At 54.1% G+C, this 26,563-nt stretch carries 24 protein-coding genes; 11 read left to right on the forward strand and 13 right to left on the reverse strand.

The window, feature by feature from the left end; genetic code table 11:
• Positions 1–13: 13 nt before the first annotated feature.
• Complete coding sequence (gene hemW, locus TERTU_RS00955; RefSeq protein WP_015820725.1) at positions 14–1,180, reverse strand: radical SAM family heme chaperone HemW; 1,167 nt, start codon at positions 1,178–1,180, stop codon at positions 14–16.
• 97 nt (positions 1,181–1,277) lie between these two features.
• Here hemW and TERTU_RS00960 point away from each other — a divergent pair, with 97 nt between their 5' ends.
• Positions 1,278–2,561, forward strand: coding sequence for a conjugal transfer protein TraF (locus TERTU_RS00960; protein ID WP_015820228.1), 1,284 nt, complete (start codon positions 1,278–1,280; stop codon positions 2,559–2,561).
• Positions 2,562–2,589: 28 nt separating this feature from the next.
• On the opposite strand, the gene rdgB is transcribed toward TERTU_RS00960, so the two are convergent.
• The 8 genes from rdgB to TERTU_RS01000 form a co-directional block, all read right to left on the reverse strand.
• Positions 2,590–3,201: an RdgB/HAM1 family non-canonical purine NTP pyrophosphatase gene (gene rdgB, locus TERTU_RS00965; protein WP_015820053.1), complete on the reverse strand. Its 612-nt coding sequence runs from the start codon at positions 3,199–3,201 to the stop codon at positions 2,590–2,592.
• A gap of 48 nt (positions 3,202–3,249) precedes the next feature.
• Positions 3,250–3,687, reverse strand: a complete 438-nt coding sequence (locus TERTU_RS00970; RefSeq protein WP_015817400.1) for a DUF4426 domain-containing protein — start codon at positions 3,685–3,687, stop codon at positions 3,250–3,252.
• Entirely contained in the window at positions 3,684–4,283 is a 600-nt protein-coding gene (gene metW, locus TERTU_RS00975) for a methionine biosynthesis protein MetW (RefSeq protein ID WP_015820259.1), read from the reverse strand. The genes TERTU_RS00970 and metW overlap by 4 nt, the downstream gene beginning before the upstream one ends.
• Complete coding sequence (gene metX, locus TERTU_RS00980; RefSeq protein WP_015817511.1) at positions 4,283–5,434, reverse strand: homoserine O-succinyltransferase MetX; 1,152 nt, start codon at positions 5,432–5,434, stop codon at positions 4,283–4,285. The genes metW and metX overlap by 1 nt, the downstream gene beginning before the upstream one ends.
• A gap of 8 nt (positions 5,435–5,442) precedes the next feature.
• The gene (locus TERTU_RS00985) at positions 5,443–5,742 is read right to left on the reverse strand and encodes a DUF167 family protein (RefSeq protein WP_015816900.1); all 300 of its coding nucleotides are present in this window, start codon (positions 5,740–5,742) and stop codon (positions 5,443–5,445) included.
• 62 nt (positions 5,743–5,804) lie between these two features.
• Entirely contained in the window at positions 5,805–6,392 is a 588-nt protein-coding gene (locus TERTU_RS00990) for a YggT family protein (protein ID WP_015818511.1), read from the reverse strand.
• A 73-nt stretch (positions 6,393–6,465) separates the two neighbouring features.
• On the reverse strand, positions 6,466–7,299 hold the full coding sequence (gene proC / locus TERTU_RS00995) for a pyrroline-5-carboxylate reductase (protein WP_015820405.1): 834 nt from the start codon (positions 7,297–7,299) through the stop codon (positions 6,466–6,468).
• 49 nt (positions 7,300–7,348) lie between these two features.
• Positions 7,349–8,035: a YggS family pyridoxal phosphate-dependent enzyme gene (locus TERTU_RS01000; protein WP_015820845.1), complete on the reverse strand. Its 687-nt coding sequence runs from the start codon at positions 8,033–8,035 to the stop codon at positions 7,349–7,351.
• A 45-nt stretch (positions 8,036–8,080) separates the two neighbouring features.
• Between TERTU_RS01000 and TERTU_RS01005 the strand changes: the two genes are divergently transcribed.
• Both TERTU_RS01005 and TERTU_RS01010 read left to right on the forward strand, forming a co-directional pair.
• Positions 8,081–9,115 carry a type IV pilus twitching motility protein PilT gene (locus TERTU_RS01005; RefSeq protein WP_015819744.1) on the forward strand — a complete coding sequence of 345 codons (1,035 nt, stop codon included), beginning with the start codon at positions 8,081–8,083 and terminating at the stop codon, positions 9,113–9,115.
• Between the two features lie 48 nt (positions 9,116–9,163).
• Entirely contained in the window at positions 9,164–10,306 is a 1,143-nt protein-coding gene (locus TERTU_RS01010) for a PilT/PilU family type 4a pilus ATPase (protein WP_015819970.1), read from the forward strand.
• A gap of 38 nt (positions 10,307–10,344) precedes the next feature.
• On the opposite strand, the gene ruvX is transcribed toward TERTU_RS01010, so the two are convergent.
• From ruvX to gshB, 4 genes are all read right to left on the reverse strand, one after another.
• Positions 10,345–10,785 carry a Holliday junction resolvase RuvX gene (gene ruvX / locus TERTU_RS01015; RefSeq protein ID WP_015820484.1) on the reverse strand — a complete coding sequence of 147 codons (441 nt, stop codon included), beginning with the start codon at positions 10,783–10,785 and terminating at the stop codon, positions 10,345–10,347.
• Positions 10,778–11,356, reverse strand: a complete 579-nt coding sequence (locus TERTU_RS01020; RefSeq protein WP_015819114.1) for a YqgE/AlgH family protein — start codon at positions 11,354–11,356, stop codon at positions 10,778–10,780. The genes ruvX and TERTU_RS01020 overlap by 8 nt, the downstream gene beginning before the upstream one ends.
• Before the next feature lie 83 nt (positions 11,357–11,439).
• Positions 11,440–12,321, reverse strand: coding sequence for a TonB family protein (locus TERTU_RS01025; protein ID WP_041590003.1), 882 nt, complete (start codon positions 12,319–12,321; stop codon positions 11,440–11,442).
• The gene (gshB, locus tag TERTU_RS01030; protein WP_015819723.1) at positions 12,321–13,280 is read right to left on the reverse strand and encodes a glutathione synthase; all 960 of its coding nucleotides are present in this window, start codon (positions 13,278–13,280) and stop codon (positions 12,321–12,323) included. The genes TERTU_RS01025 and gshB overlap by 1 nt, the downstream gene beginning before the upstream one ends.
• Positions 13,281–13,526: 246 nt before the next feature.
• On the opposite strand from gshB, the gene pilG reads away from it, so the two are divergent.
• From pilG to TERTU_RS01070, 8 genes are all read left to right on the forward strand, one after another.
• Positions 13,527–13,922 (forward strand): twitching motility response regulator PilG, encoded by a 396-nt coding sequence (pilG, locus tag TERTU_RS01035; protein WP_015818072.1) that lies wholly within the window; start codon positions 13,527–13,529, stop codon positions 13,920–13,922.
• Between the two features lie 45 nt (positions 13,923–13,967).
• Positions 13,968–14,330, forward strand: coding sequence for a twitching motility response regulator PilH (gene pilH / locus TERTU_RS01040; protein ID WP_015818447.1), 363 nt, complete (start codon positions 13,968–13,970; stop codon positions 14,328–14,330).
• A gap of 44 nt (positions 14,331–14,374) precedes the next feature.
• The gene (locus TERTU_RS01045) at positions 14,375–14,914 is read left to right on the forward strand and encodes a chemotaxis protein CheW (protein WP_015817751.1); all 540 of its coding nucleotides are present in this window, start codon (positions 14,375–14,377) and stop codon (positions 14,912–14,914) included.
• Positions 14,915–15,073: 159 nt separating this feature from the next.
• Positions 15,074–17,275 (forward strand): methyl-accepting chemotaxis protein, encoded by a 2,202-nt coding sequence (locus TERTU_RS01050; RefSeq protein ID WP_015817436.1) that lies wholly within the window; start codon positions 15,074–15,076, stop codon positions 17,273–17,275.
• Positions 17,276–17,292: 17 nt separating this feature from the next.
• Positions 17,293–18,150 carry a CheR family methyltransferase gene (locus TERTU_RS01055; RefSeq protein ID WP_015817116.1) on the forward strand — a complete coding sequence of 286 codons (858 nt, stop codon included), beginning with the start codon at positions 17,293–17,295 and terminating at the stop codon, positions 18,148–18,150.
• 35 nt (positions 18,151–18,185) lie between these two features.
• The gene (locus tag TERTU_RS01060; protein ID WP_015820496.1) at positions 18,186–25,037 is read left to right on the forward strand and encodes a hybrid sensor histidine kinase/response regulator; all 6,852 of its coding nucleotides are present in this window, start codon (positions 18,186–18,188) and stop codon (positions 25,035–25,037) included.
• 4 nt (positions 25,038–25,041) lie between these two features.
• On the forward strand, positions 25,042–25,977 hold the full coding sequence (locus tag TERTU_RS01065) for a chemotaxis protein CheB (RefSeq protein ID WP_015820154.1): 936 nt from the start codon (positions 25,042–25,044) through the stop codon (positions 25,975–25,977).
• Between the two features lie 40 nt (positions 25,978–26,017).
• Positions 26,018–26,503 carry a chemotaxis protein CheW gene (locus tag TERTU_RS01070; RefSeq protein WP_015817918.1) on the forward strand — a complete coding sequence of 162 codons (486 nt, stop codon included), beginning with the start codon at positions 26,018–26,020 and terminating at the stop codon, positions 26,501–26,503.
• Positions 26,504–26,563 lie beyond the last annotated feature (60 nt).

Below are 26,563 nucleotides of genomic sequence, written 5' to 3' on the forward strand. Positions count from 1 at the left end.
GGTTTAACTGGCCCTAATCTGACAGCAGGCTTTCCAGCACACTGTTCAGGTATTGGTGGCCCAGCGTGGTTGTGTACAACCGCTGCGGATCTGTCCCCAGCAGGCCCTTTTCCCGCAGTGGCGTGAGCTGCGGTTCCAGCGACGCCAGGGGCAAGCCTGTGCGTGCTGTAAACAGCTCGCTGGCAACGCCCTGGTTGAGTCGCAGTGCGTTCATCATAAACTCAAACGGTAAATTGTGTTCAGCGAGTGTTTCACGATGTGAGGTGAACGCGCAGGTTTGTGCTGCCGCCAGGTAGTGGTCTGGCAGCCGGGTTTTTTGATAGCGCTCGATGCGGTTTTCCTCCGGCCAGGTTATTTTTCCGTGCGCACCCGCGCCTATCGCCATGTAGTCGCCAAACTCCCAGTAGTTGATATTGTGTGCGGCCTGCTTTCCCGCTCGTGCATAGGCAGAGACTTCGTATTGCGCGTAGTTAGAGTCTGCCAGCAGTTGCATACCGGCCTGCTGTATTTCCCAACTGGTATCGTCGTCGGGAAGGCTCGGCGGGTTCGAATAAAAAGCGGTATTGGGCTCAATGGTGAGCTGATACCAGGAAATATGCTCTGGCTCGAGCGCAATTGCCGCTTCCAGATCGCGCATAGCATCGGCACAGTTTTGCCCTTGCAGGGCGAACATCAGGTCGAGGTTAATATTATCGAAACCCGCGTCGCGCGCTTGGGTAAAAGCGATCTGAATATTTTCCGGTTGATGAATTCGCCCCAGTTGCTGCAATTGCAGTGCATTAAAACTCTGTGCACCGAGGGATATACGATTAACGCCCGCCGCGCGATAGTCGGCAAAGTTACTGTACTCCGCGGTACCCGGGTTGGTCTCCAGAGTGATTTCACAATCGCGGGTGAAGTCGAGTCGCTCCCGCAAGCCGTCTAGGAGGCGCGCGATGGCTTTGCCCGGCAGCAGGCTGGGGGTGCCGCCACCGAAAAAGACGGAGCGAATTTTTCGCTGCTGGGCAAAGTGCCGGTCGGCGGAGCAATCTGCCAATAGCGCATCAATGTAAGCATCGACGGGCAGTTCGCTGCGCACACTGTGGGAGTTAAAGTCGCAATAGGGGCATTTGCGCACACACCAGGGGATATGCACGTATAGCGAGAGTGGCGGTAGAGCGAGCTGGGCTGGCTGGGTCATGGGGTCGTCGTAAAAGAACAGGGAATTCGCCTCATTATGGGCGCTGCGCGTATGGTAGTGTAACTGACCCAAGAATGTGCAACTGAGGTCGTTATTTGTGTTCAGCCGTTTTTCCGCTCTGCTCCCCCTGTCACTGTGCACTGCTGGTGTAATGGTCGCTTCGTCGGCACAGGCAATCAGCTATGGTATTTATGACCCGCGTGGCCTTGCCATGGGTGGCGCCGGTGTTGGTGTGGCCAGCTTTCATCAGGCGCAGTATTACAATCCAGCACTACTCGCACTCAATGATGAGTCCGAAAATCGCACGCGCGACAGCCGTTTTGTGTTTCCCAATCTGGTTGTGCAGGTGGATGACAGTGTGGAGGCTGTGATCGATGCCGCTGACGATAACCTGCAGGAAAACCTGGAGCGGGCGGTGGACGGGTATAACAGTTCACGCTCGGCGGAAGCGGCTGGCGAAGTGGCCAATCGCGCGCGCCAGCTGGAAACCCTGCTGGTGGATCTGGGCAACCAGCAGATCGAAGGCGAGGTGGTTTTTGGCTTGTCGGTGAGCGAACCGAGCAAGTTTGAAGGCGGTGCTTTTTTTATCAGCAGTCGTTCCATCAGCTTCGCCGATTCCACGATTCCCGCTGCGGACTACGCACTGCTCGCTGATTATATTAATGCGATGGATGTACTCGCCGCGGGCGGCAGCTTTGCGGATATTTCCCCGGCGCTGCTAGATGGCAACGGCAATCTTATCGACCCGTCGGATCGCTTTAACTCGAGTGCGAATATCACGGCGTTTAATTTGTTGGAGTGGGGTGTTTCCCTCTCCCGTAAATTCGAGTTTTTCGGCCAGAGCGTCGCGCTTGGGGTAACACCGAAAGTGCTGAACATTTACGCCATCAGCGACAGCACAGATTTCGGCGACGATGACCTAGATTTTGATGACGATGAGCAGTCTTATCTGAGTGTGAACGGCGACGTAGGGGTGTTGTTTGAGCTGTTCGATCACTATCGTGTCGGTGTTGCCGCGAAAGACCTTGTGCCGGAAAAATTCACCACCAACAGCGGTGCGGAACTCCAGTTAAAAACCCGTTCCCGCCTGGGGCTCGGCTATGTGCGCGAGCGTTTTTCTCTCGGGCTGGATATGGATCTCAGTGAAAACCAGCCGGTCGCTGCCGAGGCGCCCCTGCAGGAGGTTGCGCTTGGCCTTGAGGTGACACCGTTGCGCGGTCTCGATCTGCGCTTAGGCTATCGCCAGGATCTCAGCGGTAACCGCGAAGATACTTTGTCGGGCGGCCTGGCGTATCAAATCAAACGGTTGGTGATCGAGTTGTCCTACGGGCAAAGTGACGCCACCACATCGGGCGCATTGCAATTTGGCTGGCGGTTTTAGTCCAATAGGCCAACCTTTTGGCGGGGCTTCAACGCGCGTTCTGCAATGCCGCTAACAGCATCGCCATGGCTTTCGCGCGATGGCTGATGCGGTTTTTTTCGTCTTTCGGCAACTGCGCTGAGGTGCAGTTGAGCTCGTCCAACCAAAATAACGGATCGTAGCCGAAGCCGTTTTCCCCTTGCGGTGCTGTCAAAATACGCCCCTCCCAACTTGCCTGGCAAATCAGCGGGGTAGGGTCCGCCGCGTGCCGCATATACACCAGCACACACTGATAACGCGCGGTGCGCTGTGCGTCAGGTACACCAGCCAAACGCTCGAGCAGGTAGGCGTTATTGCGGTCGTCGGACGCATTTTCGCCCTGCCAGCCATTGGAAAAGCGCGCGGAATAAATGCCGGGTGCCCCGTTGAGTGCATCCACTTCAATGCCGGAGTCGTCGGCGATCGCCGGGTGGCCGGTATGTTCACAGGCGTTGCGGGCCTTCAGGATCGCGTTTTCCACAAAGGTCAGGCCCGTTTCTTCAATATCCGGCACCGCAAAGTTGCCTTGCGGAACCACGTCGAGCCCACAGGTTTGCAACATTTGCTGGAATTCGCGGAGTTTGCCGGGGTTGCCGCTGGCGAGTACTACGGTTTTATTCATTGCAATCAATTCAAAAAGTTAACAGCGCTGTGAATCGGTAATGCTGGGCTAGTTATCGGGATACAGTTTGGTGGTGAACTTAAGGTTTATCGGCTCGCCGCCCTCGACAGTCGCCTCCAGTGTAATGTGGATTTGCTCTTCGCCGGTGTGGCGCAGCGGCGCCAGATAGTAAACCGCGTTTTGCTCCTCAATAGTTTGGAACACCAGCGGTTTTTGCTGTTGCATCAGGTTCGCCACGGTGCCCCGCAGGGTGACGGGCAGGCCGCCGTATTCGCCGGTGCGGGTGACTGACACATTGATAAGGCTTTCGTACTTGCTGCGTTTGATGCCCGCAGCGGCAGCCACGTCGGCGGGAATAAAGGTGCTCGGCAAAATACTGTAATGCAGTTCGTAGGCGCCAAAGCGGTGGCTGGCCTGGGAGCTGACGTCCGCGTGGACCGAGAGGCTCAAGGCGAAAAGTGCCAACAGGCTGATCATCGTTTTCATAAATCACCTTTGGTTATGCGATAAAGCGCGGTAGCGGCGAATAAATTCGGGTGTAGCTTTTGGAAAAACGAGGCCATCCCATCGCCGCCAATCACTTCCCGGTTCAGGGTTTTCACTTTCAGATCGTTGCACAAATGCTCAAAGTCACGAAAGGTACAAAAGTGAATATTGGGCGTGTTGTACCACTCGTAAGGCAGCAGGTCTGAGACCGGCATGCGTCCGTGCAGCGCCAGTTGCACGCGGGCTTTCCAGTGGCCGAAATTGGGGAATGTCACAATAACCTGGCGGCCGATGCGAAGCATTTCCTCGAGGGTTCTCTCTGGGTACATCATGGTTTGAATCGTCTGCGACATGATGACCAGGTCGAAACTCTGGTCGTCGTAATCGCCGAGGCCAGCGTCTATATCCTGTTCGATCACATTCACGCCATTGGCAATGCACTGCAAGATATTTTCGCTGTTAATTTCCAGCCCGTAACCGTGAATCTGTTTGCTGGCGGTCAGGTTTTTCAGTAGCGAACCGTCACCGCAGCCCAGGTCCAGCACGCGCGAATTCGGCTCTACCCAATCCAGAATAATTTTGTGGTCGATACGCATCAGTCGGCCACCTCAATTTGACTCATATAACTTGTTAGCAGATCCCAATAGCGCGGCTGATTAGGAATCAGGAAGGCGTCGTGACCAAAGTCAGACTCCAGCTCGCCGTATACCACATCGCGGTCGGCGCGAATCAGGGCGTTGACGATTTCGCGCGAGCGCTCCGGTGAGAAACGCCAGTCGGAGGTAAATGAAATCACCATGTATTTGCACTGCGCCTGCTTGAAGGCCTCTACGGGGTCGTCGCCGTATTCACGGGCGAGATCGAAGTAGTCGAGTGCCCGGGTCATTAGCACGTAGGTGTTGGCGTCGAACACTTTGGAAAAACTGTCGGCCTGATAGCGAAGATAGCTTTCAATCTGAAACTCAACCGGTTCCTCGGTGCCCTGCTCGAACGAACCCGAACGCAGTTCACGGCCAAACTTCTGCCCCATGCCATCGTCGGAAAGGTAGGTTAAGTGGGCGATGACCCGCGCGGTGCTCAAGCCCCGCTTTGGCACGGTGCTGTGGCTCAAAAAGTTTCCGTCGTGAAAATCCGGGTCGGTCAAAATGGCTTCGCGCGCTGCGTGGTTGAAAGCAATATTCTGCGCAGAAAGCTTCATCGCCGACGCAATAACCACACAGTGGCCAACCCGATCCGGGTACTCAAGCGACCAGCGCATTGCTTGCATACCGCCTAAACTTCCGCCGACGACGGCGGCCCATTTTTGAATACCCAGCGCATCGGCAAGGCGGGCCTGGGAGTGCACCCAATCGCGGACGCGCAGGGTTGGAAAATCGCCGCCCCAGGGTTGCCCAGTTGATGGGTTTGGCGTCACCGGTCCGGTTGAACCGTGGCAGCCGCCGATATTATTCAGCGACACGATAAAAAATTTGTTGGTGTCCAGCGGTTTGCCCGGCCCGATATAGGCATCCCACCAGCCGGGCTTGCGCTCGTCCATGCTGTGGTAACCGGCCGCGTGATGGTGGCCTGACAACGCGTGGCAAATCAGCAGCGCGTTAGTGCGGCTGGCGTTGAGCGTACCGTAGGTTTCCACCATCAGTTGGTAGCTGTCTAGAGTCCGCCCACACGCGAGCGCCAGGGGTTCATCGAACTGCATGAGTTGAGGGGTGACCAGGCCGACGGAATTGGCTGGAATAGAATCTGGCATAAACGCCCTTAGATCTTCGGCTGTTCAACCAGCGCGTCGGCTGGTATGTGCTTTGGGTGGTTAATTTGCAATGTTTTCTGGCGCGACAGCTGGCCGCGCACAATTTCGATATCGCTTTTGGCAACGCCAAATTGCCGTGCCAGGTATTTCACCAAATGGGCATTGGCTTTGCCATCGGTTGGTGGCGCTGTTATACGAATCTTTAACCGGTCCGCCTGTAGACCCGCGAATGCATCACTGCTGGCTTTTGGCTGTAACACGCAGTGCAAGATTAAATGATCCGCATGCCATTGGTAGTGATCGGGCACAAGTGCAATCCTGTATTTATAGCTGGTTTGTGGTACTCGTTCGGCGACAGGGTGCCCGGCGGCTAGTAGCCAATAATCAAACCTGGAATAACGCCCACAGAGTAGGCCGTCGCGTCCAGTAATTTTTGAATGATGGTGACCCCCATAAACACGAACAGCACCGAAAAGTCGAGCCCGCCCATGGGTGGAATCACTTTCTGTACTGGGCGCAGCAGGGGTTCCATCAGTTGACGCACTAAAACCAGGGCCGGGTGGGTACTGTAGGGTGCGATAAAACTTGTAACTACCAGCACCAGCAGGCACACGTACACAATGTAGGTGGTCATTTTAAGGGTGCCAAGTGCGCCCATTATTAAAACATAGCCAGGGTTGACCAGTTGGTGGTGACCGATTACGGCGCTGAGTTCACCGATGACCAGCTGCACCAACAAAGCGAGCACCAGTGACGCCAGGTCGATGCCAAAAAATCCGGGGATGATCTTGCGCAGCGGTAGCAAAACCGGGTTTGTCACCTTCACCACTGTCTGCGAAAACGGATTGTAGAAATCTGCGCGCGCCAGTTGCAGCAGAAATCGCAAGATAACAAATAGCAGGAACACGGAGCCCAGCGTGTGGACGACATAAATACCGATTTCGATAAAGGGGTTCATAGCAGACTCTTTCTATTATTCCTGGTGAATGGTTCCTGGTGAATAGGCAAATAAAGGGCGGATGTCTGTTGGGTCAATCCGCCAGTTGCTCTGCCAGCTGCCGGGAACGGTCAGCGCAGGCCTGCATGGCATTGGCAACAATTACACGGTAGTTGTTGTTTTCGAAGGATGCGATAGCCTCTGCGGTGGTGCCGTTCGGGGAGGTAACCCGGCGGCGCAGCTCCACGACATCCACATCGCTGTTTACTGCCAGTTTAGCGGCGCCGTAGGCGGTATCCAACGCTAAACGCGCAGCGGTGTCTTTGTTCAGGCCCTGGGCAACCCCGGCGTCAGTCATGGCTTCGATCATTAAAAAGAAATAAGCCGGACCACTGCCGGAAACCGCGGTAACCGCGTGAATGTCTTCCTCGTTATTGACCCAGCAGACGCTGCCGACGGCCGCCATTATGGACTCGGCCTGTTGCTTTTGCTTGTCACTCACACTGGGGGTGGCAAACAAGCCACTGGCGCCAGCCTGCACCAGCGACGGCGTATTTGGCATGCAGCGCACTAGCGCCAAGTCCTGATTGCCTCCTAGCCAGGTGTGCAAGCTCGCGGCACTGATGCCGGCGGCAATCGAGATAACCAGGGTCCCGGGTTTTAAGTGCGGTGCCAGGTCGCAGCACACAGCCTTCATTACTTGCGGCTTTACTGCCAGCACAACGATGTCGGCGGCGGCAAGAGCTTCGCGGTTGTCGGTGGTGGTGCGAATATTGAGCGATGCCTGAAGCTTTGCAAGTGCGTCGGGCTTTGGGTCGCTGGCAATAATGCGCTGAGCGTTATAGCCGTTTGCGACCAGGCCGCCGAATATGCTGCCCGCCATGTTGCCCGCGCCAATGAACGCCACTGTGGGCTGTGAGTCTGTCATCTGTGGTCCTGAAAATCTGGTATCGGATACGGGTCAGATCGCATCCGGTTTAATGGGTTCGCTCGCCGAATAGGGCAGTGCCGATGCGCACCTGGGTGGAGCCAGCGGCAATAGCATCTTCCATATCGCCGGACATGCCCATCGAAAGGGTGTCCATATTGGCGAGCTGGGGGTGCTTTTTCAAGCGCTCAAATAACGTTTGCAAGCGCACAAAGGGCGAGTTATCTGCTGTATATTGGGTCGCTGGAATAGTCATCAACCCTCGCAACTGCAGATGCGGCAGCTCAGCCACTGCGAGTGCCAGGGTTTCCAGTTCAGTGACGTTGACACCGGATTTGGTGTCTTCGTTATCGATATTTACCTGCAGGCATATTTGCAGGGGAGGTAAAGCGGGCGATCTCTGTTCGCTGAGGCGCTGGGCGATTTTCAACCTGTCGACGGAGTGCACCCACTGGAAGTGCTCTGCGATTGCGCGGGTTTTATTGCTTTGGATGGGGCCGATAAAATGCCAGCGTGCTTCGGGCATGGCTAACACGGCGATTTTTTCGACAGCCTCCTGCAGGTAATTTTCGCCAAAATCTCGCAGGCCTGCGTCATATGCCGCTTGAATCAGCGCGTTTGGCTGGCGTTTACTGACCGCCAGTAGTGTGATGGCCTGCGGGTTTCTGCCGGCGTTCGATGCCGCATTTTTAATTCGTATGTTAACTTGAGTTATCCTGTCTTGGATCTTGTGCATATACTTACGTAACCTTCCAGACTCTGATTTTCACAAGGCTTTTCTATGGATATTACCGAATTATTGGCGTTCTCAGCGAAGCAGGGCGCATCGGATTTACACCTCTCTGCTGGCTTGCCGCCAATGATCCGCGTCGATGGCGATGTGCGTCGTATCAACCTGCCGCCGATGGAGCACAAGCAGGTACACGGCCTCATCTACGAAATTATGAACGACAAGCAGCGCAAGGACTACGAGGAGTTCCTGGAAACGGATTTCTCCTTCGAAGTGCCGGGCGTGGCGCGTTTCCGGGTAAACGCATTTAACCAGAACCGTGGTGCAGGCGCGGTATTTCGAACGATCCCCTCCAAGGTGCTTACCATGGAGGAACTGGGCATGGGGCAGGTCTTTCGCGATGTGTCCTCAGTGCCCCGCGGGTTGGTGCTGGTGACCGGGCCGACCGGTTCCGGTAAATCTACCACGCTTGCGGCGATGATGGACTACATCAACGAAAACAAATATCACCATATTCTGACTATTGAAGACCCGATAGAATTCGTGCACGAGAGCAAAAAGTGCCTGGTAAACCAGCGTGAAGTACACCGCGATACACATGGCTTTGCCGAGGCGTTGCGCTCCGCGTTGCGGGAAGACCCGGACATTATTCTGGTGGGCGAGATGCGGGACCTTGAGACCATCCGATTGGCGTTAACTGCCGCGGAAACCGGTCATTTGGTGTTCGGCACGCTGCATACCACTTCGGCGGCAAAAACCATCGACCGGGTTGTCGACGTGTTTCCCGCCAATGAAAAAGCCATGGTGCGCTCAATGTTGTCGGAATCCCTGGAGGCGGTGGTTTCGCAAACACTAATGAAAAAAAATGGCGGCGGGCGTGTTGCTGCACATGAAATCATGCGTGGCACACCGGCCATTCGCAACCTGATTCGCGAAGACAAAGTGGCGCAAATGTACTCTGCTATTCAAACCGGCGGCGCCATCGGAATGCAAACGATGGATCAATGTCTGGCGGATTTAGTCGAGCGCCGCATTATTTCGCGCGAAGTCGCGCGCGAAAAAGCCAAGATGCCGGACGCTTTCTAAGCGTTTGGGTAATTACTTGTTTGATCATGCTAACAACTGGGAATTTCTATGGATTTTGATCGCCTGCTGGCGTTGATGGTTGAAAAAGGTGCGTCGGATTTGTTTATTACGGCCGGTGTTCCGCCGTCCATGAAATTACACGGTAAAGTGGTTCCCGTTTCGTCGACGCCACTGTCGCCGGAAAAGAGCCGCGAAACCGTGCTCAGTGTGATGAACGAAAAGCAGCGCAAAGAGTTTTTGGAAACCAAGGAACTCAACTTCGCGATTAGTGCACGAGGAATCGGGCGGTTTCGTGCCAGCGCCTTCTATCAGCGCAACCTGGCGGGTATGGTGTTGCGTCGAATCGAAACACAAATTCCAAAAATTGATGATCTGGGCCTACCGGAAACCATTAAAGAGCTGGCGATGGTCAAGCGCGGTTTGGTGCTGTTTGTGGGGGCGACCGGTACTGGTAAGTCCACCTCTCTCGCCGCGATGATCGGTCACCGCAATCGCAACTCCAAAGGGCATATTATTTCCATTGAAGACCCTATCGAATTTATTCATCAGCATCAGGGTTGTGTTATCACTCAACGCGAAGTCGGTATTGATACGGAATCCTTTGAAGTCGCGCTGAAAAATACTTTGCGACAAGCACCAGACGTCATTCTGATTGGTGAGGTGCGCGCTCGTGAAACCATGGATCACGCGATTGCGTTTGCGGAAACCGGACATCTCTGTCTGGCGACCTTGCATGCGAACAATGCGAACCAGGCCTTGGACCGTATTATTCACTTCTTTCCGGCCGACCGTCACAGCCAGCTATGGATGGATTTGTCGTTAAACCTGCGAGCGATTGTTGCCCAGCAGCTGATTCCTACCCCAGACGGGCAAGGGCGGCGTGCGTGTTTGGAGATTTTCTTAAATACGCCACTCGCTCAGGATTTAATTCGCAAAGGCGAAGTGCACGAGCTGAAAGAGCTGATGAAAAAATCCAACGAGCAGGGAATGCAGACGTTCGATCAGGCGTTGTACGAACTTTATGACGCAGGTGAAATTACCTATGAAGATGCGCTCTCGCACGCGGATTCGCCGAACGATTTGCGCTTGATGATTAAACTGGGCTCAGAGAGTGATGCCGAATACCTGAAAAATGCGGCCGATGAACTGAGTATTCAGGAAGATGATTCGCATCGCACTCGCAAGTTTTAACCTTTTTAAGCAAGGTTTTGTGTGGCCGGTTAACGCGATTAGCTGTTACTGGCCCGCTCGCTCATCCACCCTTCGAGGATGAGCCTTGCCGCAATCGAGTCGACGGGTTTTGCGCGGTAGTTGCCGCGATGGCCATGCGCCGCCGCTTCCTCTTTGGCCGCTCGCGTGGTGAGTCGTTCGTCAAAAAATGCCACCGTTTGATTGAAACGGCCGTTGAGCCGATTGCCAAACTTACGTGCGCGCCTGGTCATTTCCATTTCGCTGCCATCCATATTCACCGGTAAGCCAACTACAACTAGGTTCGGCCGCCAGTCGCTGAAAAGCTGCTCGAGTTGCTGCCAATCGGGGATGCCGTCTTTAGCTTTTAAGGTGGGGAGTTCGCTGGCGCTTTGCGTCAGCGTTTGGCCGACTGCAACGCCGATACTGCGGGTGCCGAAGTCGAACGCCAGGATGGTTTCTTCGCTGCGGGGTTCAGGCATGCCCGGCTTCGGATGAAATAAGATTGAGGTCGATACCCAACAGTTTTGCGGTGGCGTTCCAGCGCTCTTCCACCGGCGTGTCGAAGATAATCCCCGTTTCTGCCGGTACTACCAGCCAGGAGTTATTGGCTAGTTCGCCCTCCAATTGTCCGGGGCTCCAGCCGGCATAACCGAGTGCAAAGATTGCACTTTTGGGGCCTTCATCCATGGCCATTGCACTCACGATATCCCGCGATGCCGTGAGGCAAATTTCGGCGGTAATGTGCAGTGTCGACTCCCAATTGCCTGTATCCCGGTGCAGCACAAACCCGCGCTGCATATTAACTGGCCCGCCCGCTAACACCGGTCTATCCACCGGTTGTGGCGTGTGTTCTATCGCAAGTTGCTCGAAGATATCACCGAGCTTAAGATCCAGAGGCTGGTTGATAACGATCCCCATAGCACCCTGTTCACTGTGATCGCAAACATAAGTCACCGAACGCGAAAAGATTGGGTCGTTGAGTCCCGGCATCGCCACCAGAAAATGGTCGCGAAGACTTTCGGGGGTATCTTGAGAGAGGTATCGAGTCATGCTTTCAGTATGCGTCCGCTTTTATATAAAACAAGCGAAAACTGTCTTTTGGCATAAATTTACGTCACTGCTATAAGAGTGGATTAACGAGTTGTACTCATTCCGGAAAGTTCAAACCGCCAGGTCCGAATAATTTCCAGTTGATCTGCGTGCTCCAGCATTTCTTCTGGCAGCGGTGGAAAAGGGGAGGCCAGCCGCACAATTTGCCGGGTTGCGTCGTCCAGGAGACGGTGACCGGAACTCTCGAGAATTTCCACCCGTTTAACCTTTCCATAGCGATCAATTAAAACAGCGACCCGAAGGCTGCCAAAAATCGCTTGTTGCAGTGCTTCGGCAGGAAAATTTGCGTTGCCCACGCTCTCAACTTTAAATGCCCAGTCATTCAGGTAGGCGGCGTCATAAGACGCTTTGGTGGACGCTGAAGTTAGGCGCCGAGTGCGGGGTTTGTTGGCCAGTGCCTGGCGCTCGCGATCCAGTTTGGCTCGCAGGCTGGCAATTTCCGTACTTTCTAAAGGCGCGTCTACGAGCGCGCCATCACTGATGTCACTTACGGATTTTATAGCGGTGTCATCCTGCCGTGTTATGGCTCGATCTCGCGGTCGAGTGGTTGCGAGCAGTTGCGCAGTTGATGGGGTGTCGGTGCTCGCTTTTCGCTGCGGCAAGGGATTAACGTCGCGTACCTGGGTGTCTTCAATTTCAGCGAGTTTGTCGGTGGTCACCTCTTTGACGCTGTCGGCAGTGCCACTTGCCTGCTGATTAAATTGCGCCAAAAAATCGGCTTTATCTGGTGAGTTGTTACTCTTGTGCGTGGCGAGCGTAATATTAAGTGTGGGAGCGAGTTTCGTGCCATTGTGCGCGCCCGTGTCGACACCGAGAATCAGCATTGCATGCAATGCTGACGCGAGAAACATACCGAATATGAGGCGGTCCGAGCCACCGCCATCTGCTACTGCTGCCATAGTCATTATCTGTTGTTGCGAATGCCTTCAATGGCGAGCATGAGTTTTTCTGCGATGCGGGTGTCGAACGCAGCGTCTATTTCCCGCACGCATGTGGGGCTGGTGACATTAATTTCTGTCAGGTAGTCGCCAATAATATCCAGGCCGACAAAGAGGAGCCCCTTTTCTTTTAACGTCGGCGCAACCTGCGCGACGATCCAACGGTCGCGTTCGCTAAGTGGCTGTGCAACTCCGCTGCCGCCTGCGGCAAGATTACCTCGGGTTTCGCCTTCTGCGGGAATGCGCGCTAAACAATAGGGGATCGGCTCGCCGTTTACCACTAGCACCCGCTTGTCACCATTGCGGATATCCGGGATAAATTTTTGCGCCATAATAAAACTCGCGCCGGCGTCGGTCAGTGTTTCGAGTATCACGCTGACATTTGGGTCATCGGCGCGGCAACGAAAAATACCACTGCCGCCCATACCGTCCAGCGGCTTAAAGATCACGTCATCGTGTTGTTGATGAAACTCGCGCAATAAACGGGTATCACGGGACACTGTGACCGGGGGACAGCACTGCGGGAATTGCGTGGCGAAAACCTTTTCGTTGCAGTCGCGAAGACTCTGCGGTTTGTTAACAATTAAAGTACCTTGCTGCTCGGCGCGCTCAAGAATATATGTCGCATAGATATATTGATTGTCGAAAGGTGGATCTTTTCGCATAAGCACGACGTCCAGTTCGCTCAAATCCAGCAAACTTTTTTCGCCAAGCGTGAACCAGTTGGCTGCGTCATTGGCGACAGATAATGTAGCCATGTTCGCGCGAGCGCTGCCCTGATCCAGGAGCAGGTCCTGAATTTCCATATAAAACAATTGATGGCCGCGCTCTTGTGCTGCCAGCAGCATTGCGAGCGTGGTGTCTTTCTTGAAACTGATGTTGGAAATGGGATCCATTACCACACCAATGCGAAGTGTGTGTGACAAATTTTCTACCCCGAAAAAATAGGTTTGCTGGTTGGCGAAACCGCCAATATTGGACGATTATAAAAGGTAAGGTATAAGAAATGTTACTTTGATTTCACATTTGATCCAGTGGGCAAAAAACGTAGATTTCTATTTTTTTCAAGCATTTATGGATTACACTGGAAAACTATGTTAAAAGTTGTCGCTTAATAGTTTTATTTTGTGGCGCCCTACTTAAATACCAGAGAACTGAAACAAGGTCACTCTATGGACGTTAATCTAGAGCACTTGAAAGTGATGGTTATCGACGACAGTAAAACCATCCGGCGAACAGCGGAAACGCTGTTGCAAAAAGTCGGTTGTACTGTGGTCACGGCAACGGATGGGTTTGATGCCCTCGCAAAAATTGCCGACACCCGTCCAGACATCATTTTTGTCGACATTATGATGCCCCGTCTCGACGGTTATCAAACCTGTGCACTGATCAAAAACAACAGTGAATTCAAATCGACACCCGTAATAATGCTTTCCAGTAAAGATGGTCTTTTCGACAAGGCGAAGGGCCGTATTGTGGGTTCAGACCAGTACCTGACAAAGCCGTTCAGCAAGGGTGAGCTGATCGGCGCGATCGAAGCCCATGTGAAAGTGGCTCGCGCGAGTTAATCCTTAGGAACCGAACAACGAATTGCCAGTAATACTGGGGGACTCATGGCCAAAGTGCTGATTGTTGATGATTCACCAACCGAAACTTATAAACTCACCGGGATGTTGGAAAAGAACGGCCACTCCGTGATAACGGCTACCAACGGTGAAGAGGGTGTGGCAACCGCGAAGGCGGAACTGCCAGACGTTATTCTGATGGATATTGTTATGCCTGGCCTCAATGGCTTTCAGGCGACGCGCCAACTCACAAAAGCGGCCGAAACCGGTCATATTCCTGTCATTATTGTTACCACAAAAGATCAGGAAACCGATCGCGTTTGGGGTATGCGCCAAGGTGCTAAAGCATACCTCACCAAACCGATCGATGAGAAAGAACTGTTTTCAACGATGGAAAAAGTGGGCGTTTGATTTGACGTTCGATTTCGACCGTCAAATGTCGGGAGATGCAAACTGTGAGTGATTCTGCTTTCCATGTGTTGGCTAACCTGGCACAGCGCAGTCGCACTTCTGCGGCGGGACTGCCCGCCCGCCAGGACGCCGCTCCGCGCTGGAGCGGAATTGGCTTTGCGTTGCTGGGGCAAAAGTTTGTTGCTCCAATGAGCCATGTGTCAGAACTTATGGAGCTTCCATCCGCTACCCGCTTGCCAGGGGTGCAGCCCTGGGTTATCGGTTTATCTAATGTCCGCGGTCGCTTGCTGCCGCTCTTCGATCTCGCGCTGTTTTTCGGTGGCAGCATGACCAGCCCCAAGAAGCACCAGCGGGTGCTGGTATTGGAAACTGACTCGCTCTACAGCGGTATTGTTGTGGATCGGGCCTTCGGAATGCAGCACTTCACCTCGGATAGTTACACCCAGGTGGACGATGGTATGCCGGAAAGTATCGAAGGTTTTGTTGAAGGCGCATACAACGATATGCACGGCGAAAAGTGGCCGGTATTCAGCATGGCTCGACTGGCGGGTGACAATCGCTTTACAAACGCGGCGCTCGTCTAGCGCAGTGTGTTTTAACGGTTTTTCCCGAACGCCTGTCCCCGGACGGGCGTTCGGGTAAATTGGCGTGGTTCTTCCCTCGCGTTGGCGAGGAGAGGTCTTAATTAAAAGGAGTGGCGCAAAGCCACCTTGCATTGACATACATTCGCTTGGGAGCGTCGTATGAAGAGTGATTCTGAGGGCCTGTTGGCCCGGGCCAAAACCAACCCGGTGCTGGCAATTCTGATAACCGGCCTGGTTGTATTGACCGGTCTGATCGGCCTGATTATCTATGAGCTGTTCTCCTATGCGCAGCGCGACCAGCAGTACCTGCAGCAGGCCAGTGACTTGCGTGCATCGTCCTTCCGGTTGGCGTCTCTGTCTCGAGATGCGACAGCGGGGCGCGAGGAGGCATTTGGCGATCTGAAAGAAGTTGTCTCCTCCATGGAGCGCTCCTGGAGTCAGCTGCAGTCTGCGGATCCACAAACACGCATCGTGCTGGCGGAGCCGCTAGCTGCGTTTAACGGCGTATGGACCCGGGTAAAGCAGAATATCCAGGTAATCACCGAAAACGAAGACACTATTATCTTCCTGCACGATGTTGCTACCACCCTGAACGAGTCGCTCCCAGAACTTCAGGCGGAACACAACAATATCGTAGAAATTCTCCTTGAGAACCGCGCACCAGCGGATCAGGTGTCTGTTGCTCAGATGCAGTCCTGGCGTGCGGAGCGCATCGGTCGTAACGTCGACAAGATGCTGCGCGGTGGTGAAGATGCCGACCGTGCAGCGGATCAGTTTAACTTGGACGCCAGCCTGTTCGGAAAAGTTCTCGAAGGGATGAAAAATGGCGATGTGGCCATGAGCATATCCCGGGTTACCGACCCCGAGGCGATCTCTTCTCTGGAAGAAATTTCTGAACTGTTTGAGTTCGTAAGTGGCTCGGTGCGTGAAATCTTCGAAGCGGCTCCTGCACTGTTTCGCGCTCGTCAGGCGACCACCAGTGTGCTGGATGACGGTCCTCTGATTCTGCAAACCCTGGGTGCTCTCTCGGATGCTATCGTGCAATTGCCCAGCAAGCGCAGCTGGAACAACAACATTCTTCTAGTCGTCGGCGCAGTCTGGCTGTTGTTCTTGATCGGTATTGGTTACTCGCTTATCCGCGCCACCAACCGTCGCGCGAAAGAAACCGCGGAAACCAACGAGCGAAACCAGAATGCAATTTTGCGACTGCTGGATGAGCTGGCTGACCTTGCGGATGGTGACCTGACTACCACGGCAACGGTAACCGAAGATTTTACGGGTGCAATTGCGGACTCCATTAACTACACCATCGACCAGCTGCGGGTACTGGTTTCGCGCATTAACGAAACCTCCGAGCGGGTTGTGGACGGTTCTAAAGATACACAGCAAACAGCGCTGCATCTGGCTGAGGCATCGGAGCACCAGGCGCAGGAAATCGCCGGGGCATCTGCGGCGGTGAACGAAATGGCGGTTACCATCGACCAGGTATCGGCGAACGCCGCCGAATCCGCTGGCGTTGCGGAGCGGTCGGTATCGATCGCGAACAACGGCGCAAAAGTGGTACAGAACACCATCCGCGGCATGGATACCATTCGTGAGCAGATTCAGGATACGTCGAAACGTATCAAGCGACTGGGTGAATCTTCGCAGGAAATTGGTGACATCGTATCTTTGATTAACGACATTGCTGACCAGACCAACATTCTGGCTCTTAACGCCGCGATCCAGGCGTCGATGGCCGGTGACGCAGGCCGCGGCTTCGCGGTGGTAGCGGATGAGGTTCAGCGCCTTGCGGAACGTTCCGCAACAGCAACCAAACAGATTGAATCGCTGGTAAAAACGATTCAGAACGATACCAACGAAGCCGTTATCTCGATGGAACAAACCACGGCCGAAGTGGTACGTGGAGCCCGTCTGGCACAAGATGCGGGTGTGGCACTGGAAGAAATCGAGGCAGTATCGGCCAGCTTGGCTGAATTGATTCAGAACATTTCGAACGCTGCGCGTCAGCAGGCCTCCTCTGCGGGCCACATTTCTAACACGATGAACGTGATTCAGGAAATTACCTCGCAAACCTCCGCCGGTACCAATGCAACCGCTGCGGCGATTGGTAACCTGTCCGATTTGGCCGTGGAACTGCGTGGTTCGGTATCGGGCTTCAAGCTGCCTGATGAAATGACCGAAGCCAGCGGCGACGATGATGACGATTACGATATGGCGATGGAAGACGGCGCCGATATGGATGTGGATGATTTGGATGAAGAGGTTGTCGACCTTTCGCTGGACGACGCGCTGGACGACGATGACCCTACATTACTGCATCCGCTTGAAGAAGAAGACGACGAAAACGCGCGCGTTTAAGGGCAAGGTAGCATTCCATGATTTGGTCACTTCAGGCAGCGCCGGACCTCACTGACAAACAGTTTGCTCAATGGAGCAAACTGCTGGAGGACCGTGCGGGTATATGCTTGAGCGACCAGCAGCGGGTGTTTCTACAAACTCAGGTCACGATGCGCATGCGTGAGCTGGGGCAGACGGATTATTCACAGTACTACAACCGTGTTGTGGATGGTGTTTCCGGGATGATCGAGTGGGCTGTGCTCATTGACCGCCTGGTTGTAAAAGAGACCAGTTTTTTCCGACATCGCCCCTCCATTGACTTTGTACGCGGTTATCTGCAAAACCAGATAAACAATAAAACCCTCAAGGGTTCGTTTGATATCTGGAGTGTTGGCTGTTCCTCTGGTGAAGAGCCCTACACGCTGAGCATGGTTTTAAACGATTGCTTTAGTCTGGCGCAACTCGACCCGTACTACGGTGTAATAGCGACAGATATCAGTCGTGCCGCGTTGGGAATTGCGCGGTCGGGTGTTTACCCTCAGCGCAAAGTGGAAATGCTGGAACCCCATGTTCGTCAGCGCTATTTCAAACAACTTGAAAACGGGCGCTACCAGATAGACCCGGAGCTCAAGCAGCGTGTGTGTTTCAACCATGCGAATGTGCTCAACATCAACGAAATGCCAGGTATTGATCAGAATGTGATTTTTTGCCAGAACCTGTTGATTTATTTTCGTCGTTGGTTGCGACACGAAATTATGAACGCCTTTGTCGATCATCTAAAACCAGGCGGTGTTCTGGTGGTTGGGCTCGGCGAGGTTGTTGACTGGTCGCACCCGGACATGGTGCGTGCGCCGGTGGACGACGTCCAGGCGTATATTCGAAAAGCAGCAGTTTAGACTGTTAAGAAATTTATGGTGCAGGGCTTTCTTGTATGAGCGATAAACGTAACTTTGCCGCGCTCGATTGGGTGATTGAGGAAATCGACGAGACACTCAAAGAAGCGCGACAAGCCCTGGAATCCTTCGTGGAAGATTCGAAAGATGCCACGAAGATGCGCTTCTGTCTGACATACATTCATCAGGTGCACGGCAGTTTGCAAATGGTGGAGTTTCACGGTGCATCTCTGTTGGCAGAGGAAATGGAGCACCTCGCTCAGGCTTTGATGGACAACAAAGTCACCAGTGTACCTGAAGCGCAAGAAGTGCTTATGCGCTCTCTGTTACAGCTACCCACTTACCTGGATCACGTTAAAGCGCATAAAGAGGACAACCCTGGCCTCGTACTGCCGTTACTCAATGATCTGCGTGCAGTTCGCAATCAGAGCTATCTGAGTGAAACCAACCTCTTTTCGCCTGATCTTTCCCTGACCGCTAGTGTGAGCGGCCAGCGCCATCCGATTACCACTGACAAGAGCAAACTGCAGCAGGTCTTGAAAAAACTGCGCGAAATGTACCAGTTTGCTGCTGCCAGTGTGCTGCGCGGTATCAAAGTCGATGAGAACCTGGGGTACCTCGACAAGGTGTTCAGTCGTCTTGAAGCGCTGACGTCGGGAACACAATGCCACCCGATCTGGGAAGTGTCTGCCGCGTTGATTGAAGGTCTGTTGCGCGACGACATTGAGTTGAGCGTGGCCGTGCGGGGGTTGTTGCGACACCTTGCACGCGAACTGCGACTGATGGGTGAAAAAGCGCCAGGCTCGTTGGATGCAACCCCGCGCGAAAGCCTGTTGAAAAACCTGCTTTACTACGTAGCCCGCGCTGAAGACGGCGGCAAGAAAATTAATCGTGTTAAAGCGCGCTACAACCTGAAAAATGCGTTACTTGCGGGCGTCACCATTGGTGATTCCAACGATAAAAATTCCCTCTCAGCTCCGGATCCGGACGCAATCCGCTCGGTAGTTGTAGCGCTCAACGAAGAAATTAACTCTATCAAGCACGTTCTAGACACCTGCCTGACCGGCCAAGGCCAGCCCGAAGATCTGCGGGAGGTGCTGCCTGTCGTGAAGCGCGTGGCTGATACGCTCGCGATTCTGGGTATCGGCGACCTTCGCAAGCACATCAACCAGCAAATTGACGTGCTCACGGAACTTAGCGGACTTAACACCGTTGATGAAGCGCGGCTGCTAGATGTTGCCGGTAAAATCATCGAAATTGAACACCGCTTGGAAGCCATTGCCAAAGTGGTCGGTACCAATCGCGATCTCGCCAGTGTGAACGAACGCGAGATTGAAATCGACCAGGCCAAAGTGACCGTCATAAAGGAGTGCCAACACGGGCTCGAGCAGGCGAAGGACGCGATTGTCGAATACATCTCGTCGAAGTGGGACAAGAGCCATCTGCTCAACGTGGGCAGCCTGCTGCATGATATCCGCGGCGGGCTTGAAATTATCCCGTTGCCACGCCCTGCCGCGATACTTGATCGCTGTGCGGCTTACATTCAAGCCGAGTTAATTGAGCGGGACGAACAGCCGGGCTGGAACTCGCTGGATACACTCGCTGATGCTATCGCAAGTGTCGAATATTATCTCGAGCGTCGTCTCGACGATATGGATGGCGACCCCAGTTCATTGTTGGACGTTGCCGAAGAATCGATGGCAAGCCTTGGGTACCCGTTACTCGCTGCGACCAGCGCTGCTGAAACCCCAGCGCCCGATCAATCTGAAGTACCGACTGCCGCTGTTAACGATGCACCCGCCGCTGAACCTGAGCAGCAGCCGCAACCCGGGGTATCGTTAGATGCCATCACCGTCGATGATGACGAGCCGGAGATCGAAAGCGACATCGACGATGAGATTATCGAGATCTTTATCGAAGAAGCTGGCGAGGTTCGTGAGACGCTGGACGAATACTTCCCCAAATGGCGAGCGAATTTTCAGGATCAGGATTCACTCGTGGTGGTGCGCCGCGCTTTCCACACGCTCAAAGGCAGTGGACGCATGGTCGAAGCCTACGATATTGGTGAGCTCGCTTGGTCCATAGAGAACATGCTTAACCGTGTGATTGATAACACGGTTAACGTAGGCCCCGCACACGGCCACATGATTGAGCTGGTACTGCACGTGCTGCCCGTACTGGTCACCGCATTTGAACGGCGCAAACGCAATCCGCAAAAAGCCCTGTGCGAACAGTATATGGCGTGGGCGGAAAGTCTTGCTGCTGGAGATACCCCCGCTGAACTTGCCTCTGTCCCAGATGGGGGACACCCGCAACTGCCTGATCTGACGGCACCGCCAAAAAAGGTGGTAGCAGCTGAGCAGCAACAAGAACCTGCAGCTGCAGAGCCCGAGACTCAGGCGGATATTTCGGGGGATGAAGACGACAGTGACAATGAAAACCTGGTGTTGTGGGAGATATTCTCGTCGGAAGCCCATAGTCACTTAGCGACCATGAATGCGTTTATCGCAAAAATGGAGGCGGATGCGCCGCTGTACTCACCACCCAGCGATGACTTCCAGCGCGCGCTGCACACCCTCAAGGGCAGTGCGAAAATGGCGCAGGTTACGCCAATTGCCGCCATGGCAGAGCCACTCGAGGCCTTTGCAAAAGAATTGATTAGCTATCAGGTGGATATCAATGAAGATATTCTCCAGCTATACCGCGACGCTGTCAGCTACACCGCGCAGGCGCTCACCCAGCTTGAAGCGGGTGAAAATCTGGAAATTCGCCAGCTGGACCAGTTTGTTGCCCGTACCGCAGAGTTGCGCGAACTGGCTGTCGGGCACCTTATTCGTCTGAAAGATCAGGAAAAAGAAGGTCAGCAGCAGGTCGATCCGAGACTGTTGTCCATTTTTATGGCAGAGGAAATGAATCTTCTGCTGGATGCGGACCAGCTGATCGCCGACTGGCAAGAGAAGGGCGGTGCGTTCGAACATGGCGCGTCCGTGGTGAGCGAACTGAGTACGCTCGGCACCGGCGCACGGCAGGCCAATCTGCCGGACATGGCGGGTTTGGCGGCACAACTTTGTCAGCTGTATAAGCAGGCCGATGCGGGACATCAGCTCCTCAACGAGGACTTTTTCACTATTCTGTCCGCCGGTCACAATACTCTACTGGACATGGTTGATGCGGTGGCGGCCGGACAAAACGTCAGTTCGCCATCCGAAGAGATCACCTCTGCTCTGGCGTCGCTGATTCATCACGGCGAAGAATCTGCAGCGCTTTCTACTCCGGTGGTCGAGCCCTACACGGCGAGCGATACCGGCGCTGAAGCGCTGTTTGATGAGCCGGTCGAAGAGCCAAATTCAGCGGCTGTTGACGAGCCCTCAATTGATGAATCTGGTGAAAGCGCCGCCGAAGAAGACCTTGTGATTCGTATCGAGGCACCAGCGGAAAATGTCCTGACGGCCGATTTCTCGAGCCCGTTTTCCGACGAGGAACTTAACGACGACGACCATGAGCCGCTTGGTGACGAACATCAGATCACCCTGAGTGACGATGAGCAGCCGCCCGTGCTCGACGCCCCGTTTGAGGGGGATCTTCTGCCAGATGCGGATACCTATACCGTCGATGAATTACCGACGCTGACAGTCGATGAAAGTATTCCCAGCTTTGAACTGGACGCAAACCCAACCGATTCTGAAGTAGAGCCGGGCTTCGAGGCTGATACGCCGGCTGAGTCTCTGATCGAACAACCTGGGAGCGATGACTTCTCAGGTGATGACGGCGTCATCGAGATCGATACTAGCGATGCGTTATCGAGCGAAGCGATATCCGTTGATGAAATTACGCTTGAAGAGCCTCTTGGCAGTGATCCGGGGAGCGCGAGTTTTGTTGGCGAGGATTTGGGCACCAATGACTTTGGTGTAGAAGTCATTGGAACAAGCGATGACTTACCGCCCCAGAATGATGTCTCTGAGCTTGCACCCGCGGAGTTCGGTCAGGATCTCTCCGCAGACGCCACCGTACTTTCCAGCGAGGCAGGGCTGACAACGACTCCGGCTTCACCCGAAGACAGTGCACCGGGTGAAGACTATGTACCAAGTGAAAACTTTGTACCAGGTGAAAACTTTGTACCAGGTGAAAACTTTGTACCAGGTGAACACTATGCCTCAGATGAAGAGGGTTCTGCTGATGGTGCCCCTGTCAGCCTGGAAGCAATCGATAATGGTATTTCTGAAGTGGCGGACATGGGCGAGCAACTCCTCGCTGATCTGGATAGCCCGGACATTGTTGAGCCGCCAAGTGTTGAAAACTTCGAAATAGAAGCCGAAGCTCCCCAAGAAATCGCGCAGCCAGGTCAGGAATCTGAAACCGTGCACTCGGCTCAGGTCGAAGACGCTGTCCAGCCCGCTGCTGGTGCGACCGTCGCTGGCTTACTGGATACCATTGACGTCAATGACGAAGACTTCGACCAGGATATTCTTGATATCTTCCTGGAGGAGGCGGACGAATTGATCGAGCAGTTGGACGAAGCCGTTCATGCCTGGGAGGGTGATTGGAGCGACTTGAGCCAGGCAGAAGAAATAAAACGTGTGTTGCACACACTCAAAGGTGGCGCACGTCTAGCGGGTATGACGAATCTGGGTGAGCTCACCCACAACTATGAATCCTTCCTGATTGGTTCAAAATTGCAGGAAGTCGACGAACCATTTTTCCGTACCATGCATTCGTACCAGGATCAGGTATTGAGTGGCGTGCGCGCGATACAAGCATTTGTTGCCGGCGATCTGGATAGCGCTCAGGCATCTGCAGACGTGCCTGCAGAAGTAACAGCAGAAGTAACAGCAGAAGTCCAACCTGGGGATGCAAGCGTGAGCGGGGCTGAGGTGGAAGAGATTCCACCGGTTGCAGACGCTGCACCGCTGCAAACAGTGACTCCAGCGGCAGAATCGAATGTAGTGCCATTTGCGCCCAAACCTAAGGCGCCCGACGTCGGTGAGTTTACAATGCCATCACCGGCAGCCACTCCAGGTGGCCAAGCGATCGCGCGCAAGCCGAGCGGCCCGCAGGAGGTCATTAAGGTATCAGCCGAGTTGCTGGAAGAGCTGGTAAACCTCGCGGGGGAAACATCAATCAACCGCGCGCGTATTGAACAGCAGGTAAGTGATTTTTCCAATTCGCTTGACGATATTGATTCCACACTGTTCCGCCTCCAGGAACAGCTGCGTCGACTGGATATTGAAACCGAAGCGCAGGTCTTGTTCCGCCAGGAGCAGATGGCCGCGCACGAAGATTTCGACCCACTGGAGATGGACCGTTACTCTCACTTGCAGCAGCTTTCGCGCTCGCTGATTGAGTCTGCTTCCGACCTTATCGATTTACGGGAAACCCTGACCGATAATATTCGCGATACAGAAACGTTACTGCTGCAACAGTCACGCATTAACACTACTTTGCAGGAAGGTCTGATGCGCTCGCGCATGGTACCTTTCTCACGCTTGGTCCCGCGTCTGCGTCGTATCGTGCGTCAGGTTTCCAGCGAACTGGGCAAGAGTGTGAGCTTCGAGCTGGACAATGTCGAAGGTGAGCTGGACCGTTCGGTGCTAGAGCGTATGGTGCCGCCGCTGGAGCACATGCTGCGCAATGCGGTGGACCACGGTATCGAAGCCCCGGATGATCGCTTGGGCGCAGGTAAATCGGAAACGGGCCGTATTGTACTTACGCTCGGCCGCGAAGGTGGTGATGTCATTATTCGCCTTGCCGACGACGGGCGTGGGATTGATTTGCGTCGTGTACGGGAAAAAGCGATCGAGCGCGGGCTTATGAGTGCTGACGCTGGTCTGAGCGATTTCGATGTTATGCAGTTTATTCTGCACGCGGGTTTCAGTACCGCAGAAAAAGTAACGCAGATCTCTGGTCGTGGCGTAGGTTTGGACGTTGTAACGTCCGAGATTAAAGCGCTTGGTGGCTCAGTTACCATCGACTCGGCATGGGGTAAGGGTACGGAGTTCATTGTTCGCCTGCCATTCACCGTTTCGGTCAACCGCGCCCTGATGGTTGAAATTGGTCAGGATACTTACGCGATTCCGTTGAATACCATCGAAGGTATTGTGCGAGTAAGCCCGTTCGAACTGGAACACTATTACACCACCGAAGATGCGCGCTTCGAGTACGCCGGCGAAAATTATCAAGTGCGTTACCTGGGGTCGATGCTCAGCAACGACATTCTGCCGCAACTCGATGGCCATGCACTGCCTCTGCCTGTGCTGCTGGTGCGATCGGCAGATAACGCCATGGCGGTGCAAGTGGACAACCTCCTGGGCAGCCGCGAAGTTGTGGTGAAAAGTCTGGGTGTGCAGTTTAGTGCGGTGCAGGGCTTGTCCGGTGCGACCCTGATGGGTGACGGTAGCGTGGTTGTGATCCTCGATCCGCACGCACTCATGCGTAAAGAAATCGCCAACGCCAAAGTGATTGAAATGCGTCTGCGGGATGCTTTGCCGCCGGTAGAAGCGCCTGTAGATACCACCAAAACTGTTATGGTGGTGGATGACTCGGTAACCGTCCGGAAGGTGACTACGCGCTTTCTAGAGCGAGAAGGCTTTAACGTTATTACTGCGAAAGATGGCGTCGATGCGCTGCGGGTTTTGCAGGATGACGATATTCCCGATCTCATGCTGCTGGATATTGAAATGCCGCGCATGGACGGTTTCGAAGTTGCGAAGAACATTCGCAGCAGCAGCCGGTTGCGCCATCTGCCAATTATCATGATTACCTCGCGTACAGGCGACAAGCATAGGGAACGCGCTATGAGTCTGGGTGTAAACAAATACCTGGGTAAGCCATACCAGGAAGAACTTTTGCTCTCCAGCATTGCAGAATTGCTGGAAGAAGCAAAAGCGAGGTGATCTCTTGGCCGCCGAAACCCTGACCTTCGGGGTATTGGCTGACTCGCAGGCCCAGTTAAACGACCTGGTTTCGTTGGTCGAAGCAACCGGTCATCGGGTGGCCATCGCAAAAATGGCGTCTGTGAGAAACCTCCTAGCAGAATTGCCTGCTGTTGATGCCTGGGTGGTGCGTTTGAATCTCCAGCAGGACAGCGCACTGGCGATTGTCGAGCACCTGGAAAGCAGCGACTGTCCGGTGATATACGACGATATGGAGTGCTACGGCAACCTTGGTGGTCACGACAGAGCCAAACGTTTCGCAGCTAAATTACAGCTGTGCACCGGTGTGGCCAAGCCCGAGGAAGGCGCGAAGGCACAAGAAGTCTGGGTACTGGCTGCATCGACGGGCGGCCCAGAGGCTGTGACCCGTTTTTTGAAAGCGCTTTCGCCGGAATTAGAAGGCGTTGCATTTGTTTACGCACAGCACATTAACGCGGAAATAAGCCTCAGCTTGCAAAAAGCATTGCTGCTGAGCACCCAGTGGAGTGTTGTAACCTGCGAACGGTCGCGGGTGCTGCGTGAAAAAAGTATTTATGTGGTACCGCCGGATAATCAGGTGGACATTTATGATAGCGGTGTGATTGCACCGAACAGCCTGGCCTGGCTTGGGCCGTATCGACCATCAGCCGATCAGGTGATGGCCCGTTTGGCCCGCCACTATGGCAATCGGGCTGGTGCTATTGTGTTTTCTGGCATGGGTGACGATGGCTCAAAGAGCTGTAGTTACATGCGCCGTTCTGGTGGCATGGTGTGGGCGCAGTCGCCTGGTACCTGTGCGGTAGATTCTATGCCGGTCTCAGCAATTGCCACCGGTGCGGTAAGTTATCAGGGTTCGCCGGAAAATCTTGCCAGGCAGTTTGTTTACCGGCGACAAATTCCGCCGAAAGCTATTAACAATTGAGTGCTTTATCGCGCTCGCTTTACTATGGGAATCTGTATTTATGAGTGGTGACGAAACCCTACCTGCTGACCCGGCGGATAATATTGCCTGCTTGTTGGTGCCTGTGTTGGGGGCGACACTGCTCATTCCCAGTGTAACCGTAGCGGAAATGGCGCCGATGCAACCGGTACAGTCGGTGCCGAATTCACCCCAGTGGATGTTAGGTAAATACGAATGGCGCAATGCCTACGTACCCGTGGTGGTTTTTGAAGCTATTAACGGTGGCAAATTAACGCCTCTGAACCCGCAAGGCCGAATGGCGGTGCTCAACAACACGGGTGTGGACAGCCGCTTGCCGTTTATCGCAATTCCGACTCAGGGTATTCCCCGCATGGTACGAATTGGCGAAGCGGATATTGTGGAAAACACCCTGGGCATGAAATCGCCATTTGTGGATATGGCCGTTAAAGTCGGGATGGAAGAGTTGGTTATCCCGAACGTGACTGCGCTTGAACAAGCCTACGTTGACACGGGTTTACTCGACTAAAACCCGGTACTGTATCGAACCTCCATGCCGCGCCACCTTGCGAAAAGTGCCGCGGCATTT

Origin of the sequence: Teredinibacter turnerae T7901 (assembly GCF_000023025.1) — a bacterium.
Taxonomy (GTDB): Bacteria; Pseudomonadota; Gammaproteobacteria; order Pseudomonadales; family Cellvibrionaceae; genus Teredinibacter; species Teredinibacter turnerae_B.

Bases quoted from the DNA above. Each gene is read 5' to 3' on its own strand.
- hemW (WP_015820725.1), bottom strand. From the start codon at position 1,180: ATGACCCAGCCAGCCCAGCTCGCTCTACCGCCACTCTCGCTATACGTG.
- rdgB (WP_015820053.1), bottom strand. From the start codon at position 3,201: ATGAATAAAACCGTAGTACTCGCCAGCGGCAACCCCGGCAAACTCCGC.
- TERTU_RS00970 (WP_015817400.1), bottom strand. From the start codon at position 3,687: ATGAAAACGATGATCAGCCTGTTGGCACTTTTCGCCTTGAGCCTCTCG.
- metW (WP_015820259.1), bottom strand. From the start codon at position 4,283: ATGCGTATCGACCACAAAATTATTCTGGATTGGGTAGAGCCGAATTCG.
- metX (WP_015817511.1), bottom strand. From the start codon at position 5,434: ATGCCAGATTCTATTCCAGCCAATTCCGTCGGCCTGGTCACCCCTCAA.
- TERTU_RS00990 (WP_015818511.1), bottom strand. From the start codon at position 6,392: ATGAACCCCTTTATCGAAATCGGTATTTATGTCGTCCACACGCTGGGC.
- proC (WP_015820405.1), bottom strand. From the start codon at position 7,299: ATGACAGACTCACAGCCCACAGTGGCGTTCATTGGCGCGGGCAACATG.
- TERTU_RS01000 (WP_015820845.1), bottom strand. From the start codon at position 8,035: ATGCACAAGATCCAAGACAGGATAACTCAAGTTAACATACGAATTAAA.
- TERTU_RS01005 (WP_015819744.1), top strand. From the start codon at position 8,081: ATGGATATTACCGAATTATTGGCGTTCTCAGCGAAGCAGGGCGCATCG.
- TERTU_RS01010 (WP_015819970.1), top strand. From the start codon at position 9,164: ATGGATTTTGATCGCCTGCTGGCGTTGATGGTTGAAAAAGGTGCGTCG.
- ruvX (WP_015820484.1), bottom strand. From the start codon at position 10,785: ATGCCTGAACCCCGCAGCGAAGAAACCATCCTGGCGTTCGACTTCGGC.
- TERTU_RS01020 (WP_015819114.1), bottom strand. From the start codon at position 11,356: ATGACTCGATACCTCTCTCAAGATACCCCCGAAAGTCTTCGCGACCAT.
- TERTU_RS01025 (WP_041590003.1), bottom strand. From the start codon at position 12,321: ATGACTATGGCAGCAGTAGCAGATGGCGGTGGCTCGGACCGCCTCATA.
- pilG (WP_015818072.1), top strand. From the start codon at position 13,527: ATGGACGTTAATCTAGAGCACTTGAAAGTGATGGTTATCGACGACAGT.
- pilH (WP_015818447.1), top strand. From the start codon at position 13,968: ATGGCCAAAGTGCTGATTGTTGATGATTCACCAACCGAAACTTATAAA.
- TERTU_RS01050 (WP_015817436.1), top strand. From the start codon at position 15,074: ATGAAGAGTGATTCTGAGGGCCTGTTGGCCCGGGCCAAAACCAACCCG.
- TERTU_RS01055 (WP_015817116.1), top strand. From the start codon at position 17,293: ATGATTTGGTCACTTCAGGCAGCGCCGGACCTCACTGACAAACAGTTT.
- TERTU_RS01060 (WP_015820496.1), top strand. From the start codon at position 18,186: ATGAGCGATAAACGTAACTTTGCCGCGCTCGATTGGGTGATTGAGGAA.
- TERTU_RS01070 (WP_015817918.1), top strand. From the start codon at position 26,018: ATGAGTGGTGACGAAACCCTACCTGCTGACCCGGCGGATAATATTGCC.